The organism is Streptomyces laurentii, assembly GCF_040635425.1.
GTDB lineage: Bacteria > Actinomycetota > Actinomycetes > Streptomycetales > Streptomycetaceae > Streptomyces > Streptomyces laurentii.
The window spans coordinates 1-15,574 of record NZ_JBEYHT010000066.1; the positions used below are offsets into that span (position 1 = coordinate 1).

The following is a 15,574-nucleotide window of genomic DNA, read 5'->3' on the forward strand; positions in this document are numbered from 1 at the left end:
ACAAAGAGGAGTGCCCGTACATGGCGATTCCAAGACTGGCACGCGTGGGGCTGTCCGGTCTGTTACTGATCGGTGGGGCCGCCGCCACCACCTCGCGGACCGCGCGGTCGAGCAGCAGGTCCTCCTGGCCCACGGCGAGCGTGACGGGGGCGAGGAGATCGTCGGAGGAAGACTTCTTGGTGGCCATCGCGTTCCAGCATCCCACGCGCCACCGACAGCCCCGTGCCGTCCCGGTCGGGCGATCGCCGAGAATGAGCGGGTGAGCGATGTGAGACACGTACTGGTGCTGCCCGACCGCGACGCGGCCGAGGAGGTCGCCGGCGAACTGGCCGACCGGTTCGGCGTCCCCGAGGAGCCGCAGCTCGTCCGCGACGCCCTGGCCGGCGAGGACGACGCCGAGGACGCCCAGTGGCTGGTGGTGGTCGAGGACCCGGACGGGCGCCTCGACCCGAAGGACCTGGACGCCCTGGCCGGTGAGTACGAGGGCTGGCTGGAAGCGCCCTAGGGGCCGCTCACCCCTCCGCCGCGGCCGGCGCCGGGCCAGGCTGGGCCGCCCCGGACTGGGGCTTCGGCAGCTCGCGCAGCCGTGCCAGCGGCGAGGGCAGCACCCACACAACGGCGAGCACGGTGCCGATCGTCGCGATCCACAGGGTGGGCCGCAGGTCGAGGGTGCTGCCGAGCAGACCGCCGGCGAGTGCGCCGAGCGGGCGGAAACCGTGGTTGAGGGTCCGGAACGCGCCCATCACCCGGGACCGTATCGCGTCGGGCACCAGCGCCATCTGCAGGGACCCGGAGGCGATGTCGACCAGCATCACGCCGACGCAGGACAGGAATTCGGCGGCGAACAGCAGACCGATGACCAGCGGCTTCGGTCCATGGGCGGCGGGCACCAGAAGCAGGGGCACGCCGAAGCCCAGGAATCCGGCCACCAGCGAGGGGCCGACGCCGATCCGCCGGACCACCGCGCTCGCGGTCGCCGCGCCGATCAGCCCGCCGATCGCCCCGGCGCTGAGTATCGCGCCCAGGACGCCCGCGCTCAGCCCCAGCCGGGTCGTCGCGTAGAGCACGAAGAGGGTGGCGAACATGAAGTTGAAGAACTGCACCGTGCCGGCGGCCGCGAACAGCGTCCGCATCGACCGGTTCTTCAGCACCCAGCGCAGGCCCTCGCTGAAGTGCCCCTTCCGCACGGGCGCGGGGGCGGGCTCGGCGGGGGCGATCCGCGCGAGGTAGGCCGCCGAGATCAGATACGTGAAAGCGTCGGCGACCAGCGCGAACGGCGCCGTCAGCACCTGCACGAGCAGTCCGCCGGCGCCGGGCCCGGCCAGCCAGGCCATCGAACGGCTGCCGTTGACCAGCGAGTTCGCCTGTACATAGCGCTCGACGGGCACCAGCGCCACGAACAGCGTCGCGTTGCACACGTCGAAGAGCACGCCGAGCGCGCCCACCGCGAAGGCCACCACGTACAACTGGCCGAGCGTCAGCATGTCCAGCAGATACGCGACGGGCAGGCTCAGCACGAGTGCCGCGCGGCCCAGGTCGGTGGCGATCATGACGCGCCGCCGCCGGGCCTGCCGGTCGGCCCAGGCGCCGAACGGCAGGTTGAGCAACAGCGCGGGCAGCAGTTCGGCGGTCTTCAGCCAGCCCATCTCGGCGGCGTCGGCCCCGAGGACGAGGACGGCGGCGAGCGGCAGCGCCATGAGCGTGATCTGGTCGCCGGCGAGCGAGACGGTCTGCCCCGTCCAGTACCGCCGGAATCCCCGCTCCCGCATCAGCGGGGGTATGCGTTCGGTCAGCGCCATCGGTCACTCCTCTCCACTGTCGGTGGGGTCGATGGGGTCGACGGATTCGGTGCCGTACGGCCCCCGCTCGACGAAGGCGATCTGCAGGACGGACACGGGCCGGGATCCCTCCGGCCGCCGCGCGAGGTCCTGCTCGCGTTCCTCGTAGGGGCGCAGCAACTCCTCGATTCCCTGGCCCAGTCCGGTCAGTTCCTCGGGGGTGAGGTGGAGCAGCGTGTCGCCGAGCCGCTCCGCCTCCTGCCATTCCCTGGGCAGGGTGTGCCGCTGCTCCAGGGCGCGGAGCGCGCGGGTCAGGTAGTGCTCCACGACGGCCGTGCTGAGGGCGGCCGCCGCCTGCGCGACCGCGGGGTTCTCGTCGGCGTCCGACCACTCGGTGAACCGGGCCGTCGCCCGCCAGGGCTTCTCCCGCCCCTTGCCGCCCGGCGCCTGCTCGACCAGCCCGTACTTGGCGAGTATCCGCAGGTGGTACGAGCAACTGGCGACCGACTCCCCGGTCAGCTCGGCGGCCCGGGTGGCGGTGAACGGCCCCTCGCTCCGCAGCAGTCCCACGAGCGTCATCCGGGTCGGATGGGCGTAGGCGCGCAGGGCGCGGGGGTCGGCGAGATGGACACTGCGAGGCTGCTCGCTGGGATGCTCCGACATGATGTAAAGCTATCTTTAGAAAGACTCCTTTACAAGGGATTCGCGCCGACGAACGTGTGCGCGGCGAGCCCAGGCCCGGTGCCGGTGACCGCGATCGCCCCGTCCCGGTCCGTGCTCAGCACCCGCGCCCCGCGGTCCCGCAGGGCCCGGACCGTGCGCGGTGACGGATGCCCGTACGGGTTGTCCCGGCCTGCCGACACCAGCGCCAACCGGGGCCGCACCGCCCGTATCAGCCCCGGGTCCTGGTGGGACGAGCCGTGATGGGCCACCTTCAGCACGTCGACGGGCGGCAGCGGATACACGCGCGCCAGGCCCCGCTGGGCCGCAGGTTCGAGGTCGCCGAGCAGCAACAGGCTCAGTCCGCCCGCGGCCTTGACGAACAGCACGACACTCGCGTCGTTCGCCGCCGACTCCCCCGATTCCGTGATCCCGCCCGGCGCACCGGCCCCCGGCCACAGCACCCGCCACTCCAGCGGGCCGATCGCGCGCCGCTCCCCCGCTATCGCCCGCACCACCGGCACCCCGGCGGCCCTCGCGGTACGCCGCACGAACTCCGCCTGCTCCGGCGGCTCGTCGAACCCCGTCGTCTGGATGGCACCCACCGTCCGACCGCGCAGCACCCCCGGCAGACCGGCCACATGGTCCGCGTGGAAGTGGCTGAGCACCACCAGCGGAACGCGGTGCACACCCAGCTCGCTCAGACAGCGGTCGACCGGTGCCGGGTCGGGCCCCGCGTCCACGACGACCGCGCTGTCCCCACCGGCCGCGAGCACGGTCGCGTCGCCCTGGCCGACCTGGCACAGGGCGAACACCCAGCCCGGCGGCGGCCAGCCGGTGACCAGCCGGACCAGTGGCGGCGGCCGGACCACCGCAAGGAGGAGCAGCACGGCACAGCCCGCCCCGATCCACCGCCGGTACGGCAACCGCCACGCGGCGAGGACCAGGAGCCCGGTCAGCGCGGCGAGCAGCAGCCCGCCCCACCAGCCGTCCGGCCAGGCCACCCGGGCGCCGGGCAGCTCCGCCCCGGTGCGGGCCACCCGGGCGATCCACCCGGCCGGCAGGGACGCGACCCACGCCACCTGCCCGGCGACCCAGGGCCACACCGGCGCGAGGCCGAGCGCGGCGAAGCCGAGCACCGTGGCCGGGGCCACCGCCACTTCCGCGAGCAGGTTGGCGGGCACGCCCACCAGACTCACCCGGGCCGCGAACACCGCCACGACGGGCGCGCACAGCGCCTGGGCCGCGAGCGTCGCGGCCAGCGCCTCCGCGAGCCGGCCCGGCACCCGCCGCCGGCGCAGGGCGTCGCTCCAGCGCGGGGCGATCGTGAGCAGCGCGCCGGTGGCGAGGACGGAGAGCAGGAAACCGTAACTCCGCGCCAGCCACGGGTCGTAGAGCACCAGGGCGAGCACCGCCGCGGCGAGGGCCGGCAGCAGCGAGCGGCGCCGGCCGGTCGCGAGGGCGAGCAGGGTGACGAGCCCGCACGCCGCCGCACGCAGCACGCTCGGATCGGGCCGGCACACCACGACGAACGCGAGCGTCAGCCCTCCCCCAGCACACGCCGTCGCCCGCAGCGGGATGCCCAGCCGGGGCGCGAGCCCGCCCCGCTCGGCCCGCTGGGCAGTGCCGGGCCGGCCGATGAGGAGCAACAACACAACCGTGAGGTTCGAGCCCGAGACGGCGAGCAAGTGGGTGAGGTCGGTGGCTTCGAAGGCCTCCTTCAGGTCGGGCTCGATCCGGGACGTGTCCCCGACCACCAGGCCCGGCAGCAGCGCCCGGGCATCCGTCGGCAGCGGGTCGGTCGCCCGCCGCAGCCCGGCGCGCAGCGCGCCGGCGGTGCGCTGGAGGCCGCTGGGCGGTCCGGTGATCCTGGGCGGCCCGCCGTCGGCCCGCAGCACGGCGGCGATGGTGTCCCCGGGCCGGGCTGGCGCGAGCCGCCCCGTCACGGCGAGGCCGGTCGACGGCAGCAGGGCCAGCCACTCCCGGCGGCTCTCTCCCGGCCCGTCCCGCGCCGGTACGAGCACCAGGACCGGCGCCCTCGTACGATGTGCCACCCCGTCACGATCCTCGATCCGGGTCACCTCGCCCGCGACGGCCACGAGCGGTGGTGCCGCCCGGGCGCCGCCCACAGGCGAGCGGATGAGCCGGGGGTCGGCGGTGACCGCCACCTCGGCCGTCACCCGGCCGCCGGAACGGGCGAGTTCGGGCACCGGCCCCCGGCGCAGGTCGGCCGCGTGCAGGGCGCCGGACGCGGCTCCGGCGGCGGCGCACACCAGAACTCCGGCACCGGCGATCGCCCGTGGTCCGTGCCGGGCGCCGGGCCGCAGCAGGGGCGTCGCGGCACCCAGGCAGAGCAGTACTCCGGCGACCGTCCACCAGCCGGCGACGCCCACCGCGAGCGCCGCCCCGCCCCATACGGCGAGGGCCGGCGGGACGAGCCGCAGATCGGCCGGGCCTTCGTCCCACACGACCGGCCGACGCGGGTCCGTGCTCATGGCCGGACCAGCGGTGCCAGATCCGCGAACCGCCGCTCGCCGATCCCGCTCACGTCCCGCAGCTCGGCCACCGAGCGGAATCCCCCATGTTCCGCCCGGTGTTCGACGATGTGCCGGGCGAGGACCGGGCCGACCCCGGGCAGGGCGTCGAGCTGTTCGGCGGTCGCCGTGCTGAGGCTCAACGGCACGGCCTGACCGGTCGGCGGCGAGGCCGCTCCGGCCGGAGTCCCACCCGCTCCCGCACCACCGGCCGCAGCGGCCGGGAGGCCCACGACGACCTGTTCGCCGTCCTGGAGCACCCGGGCCCGGTTGAGTCCCGTCAGGTCCGTACCCGGGCGGCTTCCGCCCGCCGCGCGCAGGGCGTCGGTGACGCGCGACCCGGCGGGCAGCGTGAACACCCCGGGCCGGCGCACCTTGCCGCCGACGTCCACCACGACCACGGCCCCCGCACTCGCACCCCCCGACAGGGAGGTCGGCGCCGACTCCGGCGGAGGCGGTGTCGAAGGCCCGGGCTCGGGTTCGGGCAGCGGCCGGGCCGCGGCCACCACCGCGGGCGCCGTGATCTGTTGCGGTCGCCCGTTCCAGAAGTAGGCCCCGGCTCCCCCGGCGGCCACGACCAGCACCACGGCGAGCGCGCCCAGCGAGCGCCGTTCGAGCCCGCAGCGGGACTGCACCCACAACGGCAGCCGCTCGCGCAGCGCGAGCCTCCACCGCTCGCGAGCCGGCACCGGCTCGTCTCCTGGACCCGGTGGGCTCGCGGGCTCGGCCGGCTCGTGGCGCGGAGGCGGCGGGAGCGGCAGGGCCGGCGGGACCGTCGCCGGGAACAGGGCCTCGCCCCGACGCCGTACCGCCTCCGAACCGGCACCGGCCGCGTGCCGGCCCGTGCGCGCCGGCCGGGTGCCGCGCCGGGTACGAACGTCCGATCCCGAGGCCCGGCCGGGTCCACTGCCGGCCCCGCCACGACGTGCTCCCAGGTGTGTACGAAGAGTCATGGGACCGACGGTAGGCATCCGCACCGGCCTGTGCCGAAACCCTCTGCGTTCCGTGGATAACCGGCCGGTTGTGGATAACTCACTCACCCGTACGTGGGAGGGAATCCCCGCCCGCCGACCCGCCCGCCGACCCGGCCCGCGCCCCTCAGCGCGGTGAGACGACGACCGCGAGCAGTCCCGGCCCGGTGTGCGCGCCGATGACCGCGCCAACCTCGGTGACCTGGAGGTCTCCCACGCCCGGCAGCCGCTCGCGCAGCCGCTCGGCCAGGGCGGCGGCCCGTTCGGGGGCGGAGAGGTGGTGGACGGCCACGTCGACGGGTCCGCTCCCGGCGCGTTCGACGGCGATCTCCTCCAGGCGCGCGATGGCCTTGGAGGCCGTGCGCACCTTCTCCCGCAGTTCGATCCGCCCGCCTTCGAGTTCGAGCAGCGGTTTCACGGCCAGCGCCGAACCGAGCAGGGCCTGGGCGGCGCCGATGCGCCCGCCTCGGCGCAGATAGTCGAGGGTGTCGACATAGAAGTACGCGGACGTGCCCGCGGCCCGCTTCTCGGCCGCCGCCACGGCCTCGTCGAGCGAGCCGCCCGTCTCGACGACCTCGGCCGCCGCCAGCGCGCAGAAGCCGAGGGCCATCCCCACCATCCGGGTGTCGACGACCCGCACGGGCACAGGTGCCTCGGCCGCAGCGAGCACGGCCGCGTCGTACGTACCGGAGAACTCGCCGGACAGATGCAGCGAGACGATGCCCTGGGCCCCCGCCTCGGCGGCGGCACGGTAGGCGGCGGCGAAGACTTCGGGGGCGGGGCGGGAGGTGGTCACCGCGCGCCGCTTCTGCAGCGCTTCCGCGAGCGAGCGGGCCGAGATCTCGGTGCCCTCTTCCAGCGCGCGGTCCCCGATGACGACGGTGAGCGGGACGACGGTGACGGCGTGCCGCTCCAGCGCCTGGGCAGGCAGGTAGGCCGTGGAATCGGTGACGATCGCGACATGCCGGGACATGAGCGGGAGGTTACCCGCCGCCCTCGACGGGCGGCAGCCCGGCCCCGCCGGCCGGGCGCTCTCGCGGTCGCTCAGGCCGTGGTCTCGGGCCGCGCGGTCTTCTCCCACGGGTAGGAGGTGACGCGCGGGTCCGCCCCGGTGATCGCCTGCGGCTGCCCGGCCGTCCCGGCCTGTTCGCCGGTCCGGGGCTCCGCGGGCGCGGCCGCCGGAGCCTGGGGCCGCTCGGCGGCGGGCTGTGCCACCGGGCTCTCGGTGTCCGCGTCCGTCCAGTGCCGCAGGGCGCCCGCCTCCATGTCGATCTGGGCGCTGAGCGAGGTCAGCTCGTCGTCGGCGAACCGGCGAGCCCGGTCCCGGGCGGCGAAGCGCAGCGCGTCCGCGGAGTGGGTGACCTGTTGGGTGCGCCGGCGCAACTCCGGAAGGCGCGCCACGACGTGCCCCCGGTCCGGCTCGCGCTCCAGCCGCCGCAGGTCGTCGTCCAGCTCCCGCGCATGGCCGCTGAGCCGGTGGAAGAGGTCCAGCGACTCCTTGAGCGAGGCGTCCTCGGCCACGCCCGCGTGGAGGGCCTCCTGGGTGGCGCGCATCGAGGTGCGCAGCGCGAGCCGCAGCTGGGCCAGTTCGGCCGAAGCGCCGGTCTGGCCGAGGCTCTTGGCCCGCAGGGTGGTGTCCTCGACCGTGCGCCGGGCCTGGTCGATGGTGCGGTCGACACCTCGCTTGGCCGCCTTCGCGACCTTCACTGTGGCGTAGACCCCCAGCACCATGAAGGCGACGAAGAGCAATGCCATGATCGTGATCGCGGCTCCCATATGCCTCGCCTCGCCCCTCCGGCCTCGGTTGTGGTTCTTCCACCGTAAACGCTGAGGGCAGGTCGGTGGTTCCGGAGAAACCCCCAACCTGCCCCTACCCGCCCCTTAGGGGACGGGACGACCAGCGGTGCCGTCAGGCCGTCGGCGTCAGCCGGCGACGATGTTGACCAGCTTCGGCGCGCGGACGATCACCTTGCGGATCTGCGCGCCGCCCAGCGCGGCGACGACGTGCTCGTCGCCCAGCGCCAGCGCCTCCAGCTCCACGTCGGTGATCGACGGGGAGACCTCCAGGCGGGCCTTGACCTTGCCCTTGATCTGCACGACGCAGGTCACGGTCTCGTCCACGACGTACGCCGGGTCGGCGACCGGGAAGTCCTGGTGGACGACCGAGTCGGGGTGGCCCAGGCGGTGCCACAGCTCCTCGGCGATGTGCGGGGCCAGCGGGGCGACCAGCAGCACCAGCTGCTCGGCGACCGGGCGGGCGATCGCGCCACCGGACTTCGTCAGGTGGTTGTTCAGCTCGGTGATCTTGGCGATGGCGGTGTTGAAGCGCATCGCGGCCATGTCCTGCGAGACGCCGTCGATGGCCTTGTGCAGCGCGCGCAGGGTGTCCTCGTCGGCCGGCTCGTCGGTGACGGTGACCTCGCCGGTGGTCTCGTCGACGATGTTGCGCCACAGCCGCTGCAGCAGCCGGTACTGGCCGACGACGGCGCGGGTGTCCCACGGACGCGAGACGTCCAGCGGGCCCATGGCCATCTCGTACAGGCGCAGGGTGTCGGCACCGTACTCGGCGCACATCTCGTCCGGCGTGACGGCGTTCTTCAGGGACTTGCCCATCTTGCCCAGCAGCCGGCTGACCTTCTCACCCTCGTAGTAGAAGGCGCCGTCGCGCTCTTCCACCTCGGCGGCCGGGACGGCGATGCCACGGCTGTCGCGGTAGACGAAGGCCTGGATCATTCCCTGGTTGAACAGCTTGTGGAACGGCTCGGCCGAGGAGACGTAGCCCAGATCGAACAGCATCTTGGACCAGAAGCGCGCGTACAGCAGGTGCAGCACGGCGTGCTCGGCGCCGCCGACGTACAGGTCGACACCGCCGGTGGGCATGCCCTCGCGCGGGCCCATCCAGTACTGCTCGACGGCCGGGTCGACCAGCCGCTCGTCGTTGTGCGGGTCCAGGTAGCGCAGCTCGTACCAGCAGGAACCGGCCCAGTTGGGCATGGTGTTGGTCTCGCGGCGGTACTTCTTCGGGCCGTCGCCCAGGTCCAGCGTGACGTTGACCCAGTCCTCGTTGCGGGACAGCGGCGGCTCGGGCTGGGTGTCGGCGTCGTCCGGGTCGAAGGTGCGAGGCGAGTAGTCCTCGACCTCCGGCAGCTCCAGCGGCAGCATCGACTCGGGCAGCGAGTGGGCGACACCGTCCTCGTCGTAGACGATCGGGAAGGGCTCGCCCCAGTAGCGCTGGCGGCTGAACAGCCAGTCGCGCAGGCGGAAGTTGACGGTGCCCTCGCCGATGCCGCGGTCGGTCAGCCAGGTGGTGATCTTCTCCTTGGCGTCGACGACGCCCAGGCCGTCCAGCGTCACGTCGTCGTTCGCGGAGTTGATCAGCTTCGCCTCGTACGAGGAGAAGGCGTCGTCCCACGTCGACGGGTCGGTGCCGCGGTCGTCGTCGGGCTCGACGACGCATCGCATCGGCAGCTCGAAGGCGCGCGCGAAGGCGAAGTCGCGGGTGTCGTGCGCCGGGACGGCCATGATCGCGCCGGTGCCGTAGCCCATCAGGACGTAGTCGGCGATGAAGACCGGGACCTGCTCGCCACTGACCGGGTTGGTCGCGTACGCGCCCGTGAAGACGCCGGTCTTCTCCTTGGCGTCGGCCTGCCGCTCGACGTCGGACTTGGCGGCGGCCTGCTTGCGGTAGGCGGCAACGGCGTCGGCGGGGGTGGCGTGGCCGCCGGTCCAGACGTCGTGGGTGCCCTCGGGCCAGGCGGCCGGGACCAGCGCGTCGACCAGGTCGTGCTCGGGGGCCAGCACCATGTAGGTGGCGCCGAACAGGGTGTCCTGGCGGGTGGTGAAGACGGTGATGGCACCGGCGTCGCCGACCCGGAAGTCGACCCGGGCGCCCTCGGAGCGGCCGATCCAGTTGCGCTGCTGCAGCTTGATGGCCTCGGGCCAGTCCAGCGCGTCCAGGTCGTCCAGCAGGCGGTCCGCGTAGGCCGTGATGCGCATGTTCCACTGGCGCAGCTTGGACTTGAAGACCGGGAAGTTGCCGCGCTCGGAGCGGCCCTCGGCGGTGACCTCCTCATTGGCCAGGACGGTGCCCAGACCGGGGCACCAGTTGACCGGCGAGTCCGAGGCATAGGCCAGGCGGTACTCGCTCAGGATGTCGGCGCGCTCGACGGAGCTCAGCGCGTTCCAGTCCCGGCCACCGGGAACCTCACGGGTGCCGTTCGCGAACCGCTCGACCAGCTCGGCGATCGGGCGGGCCTTGCCGGCCTCGGTGTCGTACCAGGAGTTGTAGATCTGGACGAAAATCCACTGCGTCCACTTGTAGTACTCCGGGTCGATCGTGGCGAACGACCGGCGCTTGTCGTGGCCCAGACCCAGCCGGCGCAGCTGGGCCTTCATGTTCTCCATGTTGGCCTCGGTGGAGACCCGCGGGTGCGTGCCGGTCTGCACGGCGTACTGCTCGGCCGGCAGGCCGAAGGCGTCGAAGCCCAGGGTGTGCAGGACGTTGTGTCCGGTCATCCGCGCGTGGCGCGCGGAGACGTCGGTCGCGATGTAGCCCAGGGGGTGGCCGACGTGCAGACCCGCGCCCGAGGGGTACGGGAACATGTCCATGATGAACTTCTTGGGGCGCGCCACCACGGCCGGATCCCCGGCCAGGTCACCGGAGGGGTTCGGGGCCGCGTAGGTGCCCTCGGCGTCCCAGACGTCCTGCCAGCGTGCCTCGATGTCGGCGGCCATGGCCGCCGTGTAGCGATGCTGGGCCGCCGTCTCGGCAGCCGTGTTGATCTCGGTCATGATCCTTGAAGCTCCATCGATCGTCTCTGCCCACTGCCGGCATCCCCGGCACCGCCACGAAATGAAAAATCCCCTCGCACAGGAGGGGACGCCGCGCTGATGCCGACCGGAATGCTCATCCGTCGGGACTGATCAGCGCGGCCCGCTAAGCAGAAGGCGTACGGCACGCATGTGCGTCAGGGTACCGCAGGGCCCGATCCAGCCGCATCGGCGTTCCGCGTGCCGGGCCGCGGAACGCCCCGCGCGCGTACGACCCGCGTACGACCCGCGATCGACATCCGCACGGCATATGCCAGGCCGACGGGGTACGCGCGGGCATACGAAAAAGCGGGCCATCCTGTCCGGATGACCCGCTTCCGATCTGTGGAGCTAAGGAGAATTGAACTCCTGACCTCTTGCATGCCATGCAAGCGCTCTACCAACTGAGCTATAGCCCCGCGTGCGGGAGTAAGACTACCGCAGAAGAGTCGCGAGCCATCCTGTCCGGATGACTCGCTACCGATCTGTGGAGCTAAGGAGAATTGAACTCCTGACCTCTTGCATGCCATGCAAGCGCTCTACCAACTGAGCTATAGCCCCTTGTTTCACCGCCCCGCCCGATCTCCCGTGCGGCGGCGACGGAAAGAACATTAACCGGCCGCCCGGCCGTTCGCCAAATCCGTTTCCCAGGCCCTTCCCGGGGGCCGGGTAGGGTCGCAGGCTGTGTCCGTCTCCGTGCCCCCCTCCCCCGTCCGCTCCCGCCCGTGGCCCCTGGTCACCGCGGCGGCCGTCTGCCTGCTCTCGTTCACGGCCTTCTGGGTGGCGCAGCGCCTCGCCCACGTGAACATGCTCGACGTGATGGTCTACCGGGCCGAGGCCGAGACCCTGCGGTCCGGCGGCGACCTGTACGCGATGCGCGCCACGTCGGCGAACCTCGCCATGACGTACCCGCCGCTCGCCGCCGTCCTGTTCCTGCCGCTGACCTTGGTCGGCGTCCCGCTCATGAGGACGCTGAACACGGCGGGGAACCTGCTCCTGGTGCTGGCGCTGGTACGGCTCTCGCTCCAGCTCGTCCACCCCCGGATATCCCTGCCCGCGGCCCGCGCCGAACTGTGGCGGCGGAGCCTGTGGGTCGCCGCGATCGTCGTGTGGTGCGAGCCGGTGTGGACGACGCTGCGGTACGGGCAGATCAACCTGCTCGTCGCGGTGGCGGTGCTGTGGGACCTGACCCGCCGCCCCGGCGGTCCGGGCGCGCGCTGGGCCGGAGTGGGCATCGGGCTCGCGACGGCCGTGAAGCTGACGCCGGGCCTGTTCGTGGTGCTGCTGTTCGCGGCGGGTCTGCTGCTGTGGCGCCGCGAGCGGGGCGCCGGCGCGGGACGGGGCATGAACCCGTGGCTGCGGACCGGGCTGACCGCGACCGGCGTCTTCCTGGTGACGACGCTGGCGATGGTCGTGGCCCTGCCGGACGCCTCGAAGACCTTCTGGACCCGCACCCTGTTCGAGACCGGCCGGGTCGGACACGCGGAGGAGACCGCCAACCAGTCGGTCAGCGGTGTACTGGCCCGGCTGCTGCACACCGACGCGCCGGGTCTGTGGTGGGTCGCGGCGGCGGGGCTGCTCGGCGGCGCGGCCATGATCCTCGCGATACGGGCCGCGCTGCGCGGCGACCGCGCGGTGGCCGTGGTGATCACCGCGTTCACGGCGCTGATGATCAGCCCGATCTCCTGGTCGCACCACTGGGTGTGGTGCGTGCCCCTGCTGATCCTGCTGTACGACCGCGCCACGCGCGCGTGGCCGGTGACGGGCGCGGTGGCGCTCGCCTTCGCCTCGTTCGCGCTGTGGTGGGTACCGCACGACCCGGGCCGCCCCGAACTGCACCAGAACGCCGGTCAGATGGTGCTCTCGGCGATCTATCCGCTGACGGCGCTCGCGGTCTTCGCCGGATACGCGCTGTCGCAGTGGCGAGGCCGGAGCCGGGGCCGGGACGCCACGCTCGTGGAGCGGGTCCCGCACCCCCGGGAGGACGACCTGCGCGAGGCGGAGACCGACGACGCGCGGGTCGCGGTCCGCGCGCCTCAGGCCGTCGCGAAGGAGTAGAAGCGCTTCAGGGTGCAGTGCTCGTCCAGGAGCCGGCCGTAGATCGGCTCCCCTTCGAGCTCGCGGTAGGTCTCGATGGGATCGCCTTTTATGATCAGCGCCCGGGCGCATTCCTCGCACCAGTACTGGAACGAGGGGTTGACCGGGTCCATGTCGCGAACGATGGGCGTACCGCTGCCGCACCAGTCGCACTTCCGCCTGTGCGCCCCCATCACGCTGCTCCGGTCAGGGCGGCGCGGCCCGCGTACGGTCCCCGCGAGGCGGATCCCGGTCCAGGGCCGAAGGCCACGACGGAGCAGGTATCGGCTTCGGTGTCGGAATCGGTTTCGACCCCCTCGGCACCGGCCACGGCCATACGCGCTCCCTCCCTACCGGACCCGCATTCCCCTCCGGCTGTCCGATTCTGCCATGGCCCCGCAAGGGGGTCGGCGCCGTCGGAGGGGCGCCCGGCGCAGGCGCCCACGAGCGCCGTCAGCGCCAGCGCGAAGGCGCATACCCACAGCACGCGAGCCGACACATCCGCCCCCGGGCCGGTGATCCGCCCCAGGAAGAGCGGGCCGACGGTCGCCACGCCGATCAGCTGGCCGAGCTGGGTCACCGTGGCGAGCGGTCCGCTGGCGTCGGCCGCGTCGGCGGGCCGTACGGTCGCGAGTGCGCTGGTCAGCGCCGGATTGAAGGCCAAGGCGAGGCCGGCGCCCATGCCGCAGAAGGCCGGATAGAGCAGCCAGCCGCCCGTCCCGCCGCCCTTCGGGACGGCGCCCACGGCGAGCGCGGAGACGGCCGCAAGGAGAAAGCCGCCGGGTACCAGGAACGGGTGCGGCCGGGCCGGCCAGCGCCGCCAGGTGAGGCCGACGAGCCCGAAGACGACGGCAGTGGGCCCGAAGGTGAGCCCGGTCCGCAGGGCGCTCTGCCCGAGTCCGCCCTGCGGGTGCAGGGTGAGGGTGAACAGGAATCCCGCGTTGACGGTCATCGCCGCCGCGATCCGGACGACGGCCTGGCCGACGCCGGGAGCGCGCAGCACGCGGGGCGCGAGGAGCGGGGCGCCGCCGCGCCGAGTCGTGCGTCCGGCTGCTGTCCGACGCGAGCCCGTACTTCGCCGAGCTGTGGCGCAACGGGGACGTGGTGCCGCCGGGTACGCGCGTGAAGACGTTCCGGCACGAGCGGACCGGCGTGCTGCGGATGACCTCGGTGTCGCTGCCGATCAACGGGATGCCGGAGTGCCGGGTCGTCACCTACACGCCGAGCGACGAGGAGAGCCGCCGGGGCCTCGACCTCCTGCTCGCCGAGGAGGGGTGACGGCGGACGGCCGGGAAGCGGGATCACGTGAACGTGGACGGGGACGGGGACGGGGACGGGGACGGGGACGGGGACGGCCGGAAACGACGAATCCCGCCCCCTGCCGGGGACGGGATCCTTGACTGTGGAGCTAAGGAGAATTGAACTCCTGACCTCTTGCATGCCATGCAAGCGCTCTACCAACTGAGCTATAGCCCCGCGTGTTCTTCGCGCTCCGCGCTGCGAACAAGAAGAACTTTAGCCGGTGACCTGCCGGAAAGCGAAATCGGCTCCGGCAGGCCACGCGCGCGGAGTGCGCGCGCCGCCCCGGGTCCGCACACGGGGTACGGGCCCGGGACGCGGCTCAGGTGTCGTCGCCGAGCACGGGCTCGGGCAGCGACCCCGCGTTGTGCTCGAGCAGCCGCCAGCCGTGCGCGCCCTTGCCGAGGACGGACCAGCAGCAGTTCGACAGCCCGCCCAGGGACTCCCAGTGGGCCGCCTCCAGGCCGAGCAGCCGGCCGATGGTGGTGCGGATGGTGCCGCCGTGGCTGACCACGACCAGGGTGCCGCCCTCGGGCAGCCTGTCGACGTGCTCCAGGACCACCGGGGCGGCCCGGTCGGCCACCTCGGTCTCCAGCTCGCCGCCCCCGCGGCGCACCGGCTCGCCCCGCTTCCAGGCGGCGTACTGCTCGCCGAACCGCGCGGTGATCTCGTCGTGGGTCAGGCCCTGCCACTCCCCCGCGTACGTCTCGCGCAGCGCGGCGTCGGAGACGACGGTGTGCCCGGTGAGCGCGGCCAGCTCGGCGGCCGTGGCCACCGCCCGCCGCAGATCCGAGGAGACGATGGCGCTCGGCTTCAGGCCGGCGAGCAGCCGGGCGGACCGGCGCGCCTGGGCGACGCCGGTCTCGGTCAGCTCGATGTCCGTGGAGCCCTGGAAGCGGCGCTCCAGGTTCCAGGAGGTCTGACCGTGGCGCCACAGCACGATGCGGCGCCCGGCGCCGCCCCTGCCGCCGGTCAGCTCAGCTCACCGTCCGCCCCGTCGGCGCCCATCAGCCGGGCGTGCTCCTCGCCCTTGCCGCGGGTCTTCTGGGCGTCCTCGGGCAGCGTGAGCTCGGGGCAGTCCTTCCAGAGCCGCTCCAGGGCGTAGTAGACACGCTCCTCGCTGTGCTGGACGTGGATGACGATGTCGACGTAGTCGAGGAGGATCCAGCGGGCGTCGCGGTCGCCCTCGCGGCGCACCGGCTTGGCGCCGAGGTCCTTGAGCAGCCGCTCCTCGATCTCGTCGACGATCGACTTGACCTGGCGGTCGTTGGGCGCGGAGGCGAGCAGGAAGGCGTCGGTGATCGACAGCACATCGCTGACGTCGTACGCGATGATGTCGTGAGCGAGCCGGTCGGCCGCCGCCTGGGCGGCGGCGTTGACGAGCTCGATGGAGCGGTCCGTGGCGGTCACATGCAGGCTTTCGTCGGCGGTCTGAGACACCTCAAGG

14 protein-coding genes, 3 tRNA genes and 1 pseudogene are annotated in these 15,574 nt (G+C 73.0%); 3 read left to right on the top strand and 15 right to left on the bottom strand.

Annotation, left to right across the window (positions count from 1 at the left end):
* A pseudogene (locus ABZ693_RS29980) lies at positions 1-187 on the bottom strand (hypothetical protein); the annotation flags it as partial.
* Positions 188-259: 72 nt separating this feature from the next.
* On the opposite strand from ABZ693_RS29980, the gene ABZ693_RS29985 reads away from it, so the two are divergent.
* On the top strand, positions 260-505 hold the full coding sequence (locus ABZ693_RS29985; RefSeq protein ID WP_359883702.1) for a hypothetical protein: 246 nt from the start codon (positions 260-262) through the stop codon (positions 503-505).
* A 7-nt stretch (positions 506-512) separates the two neighbouring features.
* On the opposite strand, the gene ABZ693_RS29990 is transcribed toward ABZ693_RS29985, so the two are convergent.
* The 9 genes from ABZ693_RS29990 to ABZ693_RS30030 form a co-directional block, all read right to left on the bottom strand.
* Complete coding sequence (locus ABZ693_RS29990; RefSeq protein ID WP_359883704.1) at positions 513-1,799, bottom strand: MFS transporter; 1,287 nt, start codon at positions 1,797-1,799, stop codon at positions 513-515.
* A 3-nt stretch (positions 1,800-1,802) separates the two neighbouring features.
* Positions 1,803-2,441, bottom strand: a complete 639-nt coding sequence (locus tag ABZ693_RS29995; RefSeq protein WP_359883707.1) for a winged helix-turn-helix domain-containing protein — start codon at positions 2,439-2,441, stop codon at positions 1,803-1,805.
* Positions 2,442-2,470: 29 nt separating this feature from the next.
* Positions 2,471-4,933, bottom strand: a complete 2,463-nt coding sequence (locus ABZ693_RS30000; protein WP_359883709.1) for a ComEC/Rec2 family competence protein — start codon at positions 4,931-4,933, stop codon at positions 2,471-2,473.
* Complete coding sequence (locus ABZ693_RS30005) at positions 4,930-5,925, bottom strand: ComEA family DNA-binding protein (protein WP_435842583.1); 996 nt, start codon at positions 5,923-5,925, stop codon at positions 4,930-4,932. Before ABZ693_RS30005 ends, ABZ693_RS30000 begins: the two co-directional genes overlap by 4 nt.
* 145 nt (positions 5,926-6,070) lie before the next feature.
* The gene (locus ABZ693_RS30010; protein ID WP_359883714.1) at positions 6,071-6,916 is read right to left on the bottom strand and encodes a DegV family protein; all 846 of its coding nucleotides are present in this window, start codon (positions 6,914-6,916) and stop codon (positions 6,071-6,073) included.
* 71 nt (positions 6,917-6,987) lie between these two features.
* Positions 6,988-7,719, bottom strand: coding sequence for a hypothetical protein (locus ABZ693_RS30015; protein ID WP_359883715.1), 732 nt, complete (start codon positions 7,717-7,719; stop codon positions 6,988-6,990).
* A 147-nt stretch (positions 7,720-7,866) separates the two neighbouring features.
* Positions 7,867-10,734: a leucine--tRNA ligase gene (gene leuS / locus ABZ693_RS30020; protein ID WP_359883718.1), complete on the bottom strand. Its 2,868-nt coding sequence runs from the start codon at positions 10,732-10,734 to the stop codon at positions 7,867-7,869.
* Positions 10,735-11,098: 364 nt separating this feature from the next.
* Positions 11,099-11,171: transfer RNA gene (locus ABZ693_RS30025), tRNA-Ala, on the bottom strand.
* A 69-nt stretch (positions 11,172-11,240) separates the two neighbouring features.
* A tRNA-Ala gene (locus tag ABZ693_RS30030) sits at positions 11,241-11,313 on the bottom strand.
* A gap of 123 nt (positions 11,314-11,436) precedes the next feature.
* Here ABZ693_RS30030 and ABZ693_RS30035 point away from each other — a divergent pair.
* Positions 11,437-12,810, top strand: coding sequence for a glycosyltransferase 87 family protein (locus ABZ693_RS30035; protein ID WP_359883720.1), 1,374 nt, complete (start codon positions 11,437-11,439; stop codon positions 12,808-12,810).
* Here ABZ693_RS30035 and ABZ693_RS30040 read toward each other — a convergent pair.
* Together ABZ693_RS30040 and ABZ693_RS30045 are read right to left on the bottom strand one after the other, a co-directional pair.
* Positions 12,789-13,022, bottom strand: a complete 234-nt coding sequence (locus tag ABZ693_RS30040) for a hypothetical protein (protein WP_265862737.1) — start codon at positions 13,020-13,022, stop codon at positions 12,789-12,791. The genes ABZ693_RS30035 and ABZ693_RS30040 overlap by 22 nt on opposite strands.
* A complete protein-coding gene (locus tag ABZ693_RS30045) occupies positions 13,022-13,831 on the bottom strand; it encodes an MFS transporter (protein ID WP_435842584.1) in 810 nt (269 codons plus the stop codon). The genes ABZ693_RS30040 and ABZ693_RS30045 overlap by 1 nt, the downstream gene beginning before the upstream one ends.
* A 50-nt stretch (positions 13,832-13,881) precedes the next feature.
* Here ABZ693_RS30045 and ABZ693_RS30050 point away from each other — a divergent pair, with 50 nt between their 5' ends.
* Positions 13,882-14,106 carry an MmyB family transcriptional regulator gene (locus ABZ693_RS30050; protein WP_435842585.1) on the top strand — a complete coding sequence of 75 codons (225 nt, stop codon included), beginning with the start codon at positions 13,882-13,884 and terminating at the stop codon, positions 14,104-14,106.
* 125 nt (positions 14,107-14,231) lie between these two features.
* Here the strand turns inward: ABZ693_RS30050 and ABZ693_RS30055 are convergent.
* From ABZ693_RS30055 to rsfS, 3 genes are all read right to left on the bottom strand, one after another.
* Positions 14,232-14,304: transfer RNA gene (locus ABZ693_RS30055), tRNA-Ala, on the bottom strand.
* A gap of 145 nt (positions 14,305-14,449) precedes the next feature.
* Entirely contained in the window at positions 14,450-15,103 is a 654-nt protein-coding gene (locus ABZ693_RS30060; protein ID WP_359883773.1) for a histidine phosphatase family protein, read from the bottom strand.
* Positions 15,100-15,567, bottom strand: a complete 468-nt coding sequence (rsfS, locus tag ABZ693_RS30065) for a ribosome silencing factor (protein ID WP_359883724.1) — start codon at positions 15,565-15,567, stop codon at positions 15,100-15,102. The genes ABZ693_RS30060 and rsfS overlap by 4 nt, the downstream gene beginning before the upstream one ends.
* Positions 15,568-15,574 lie beyond the last annotated feature (7 nt).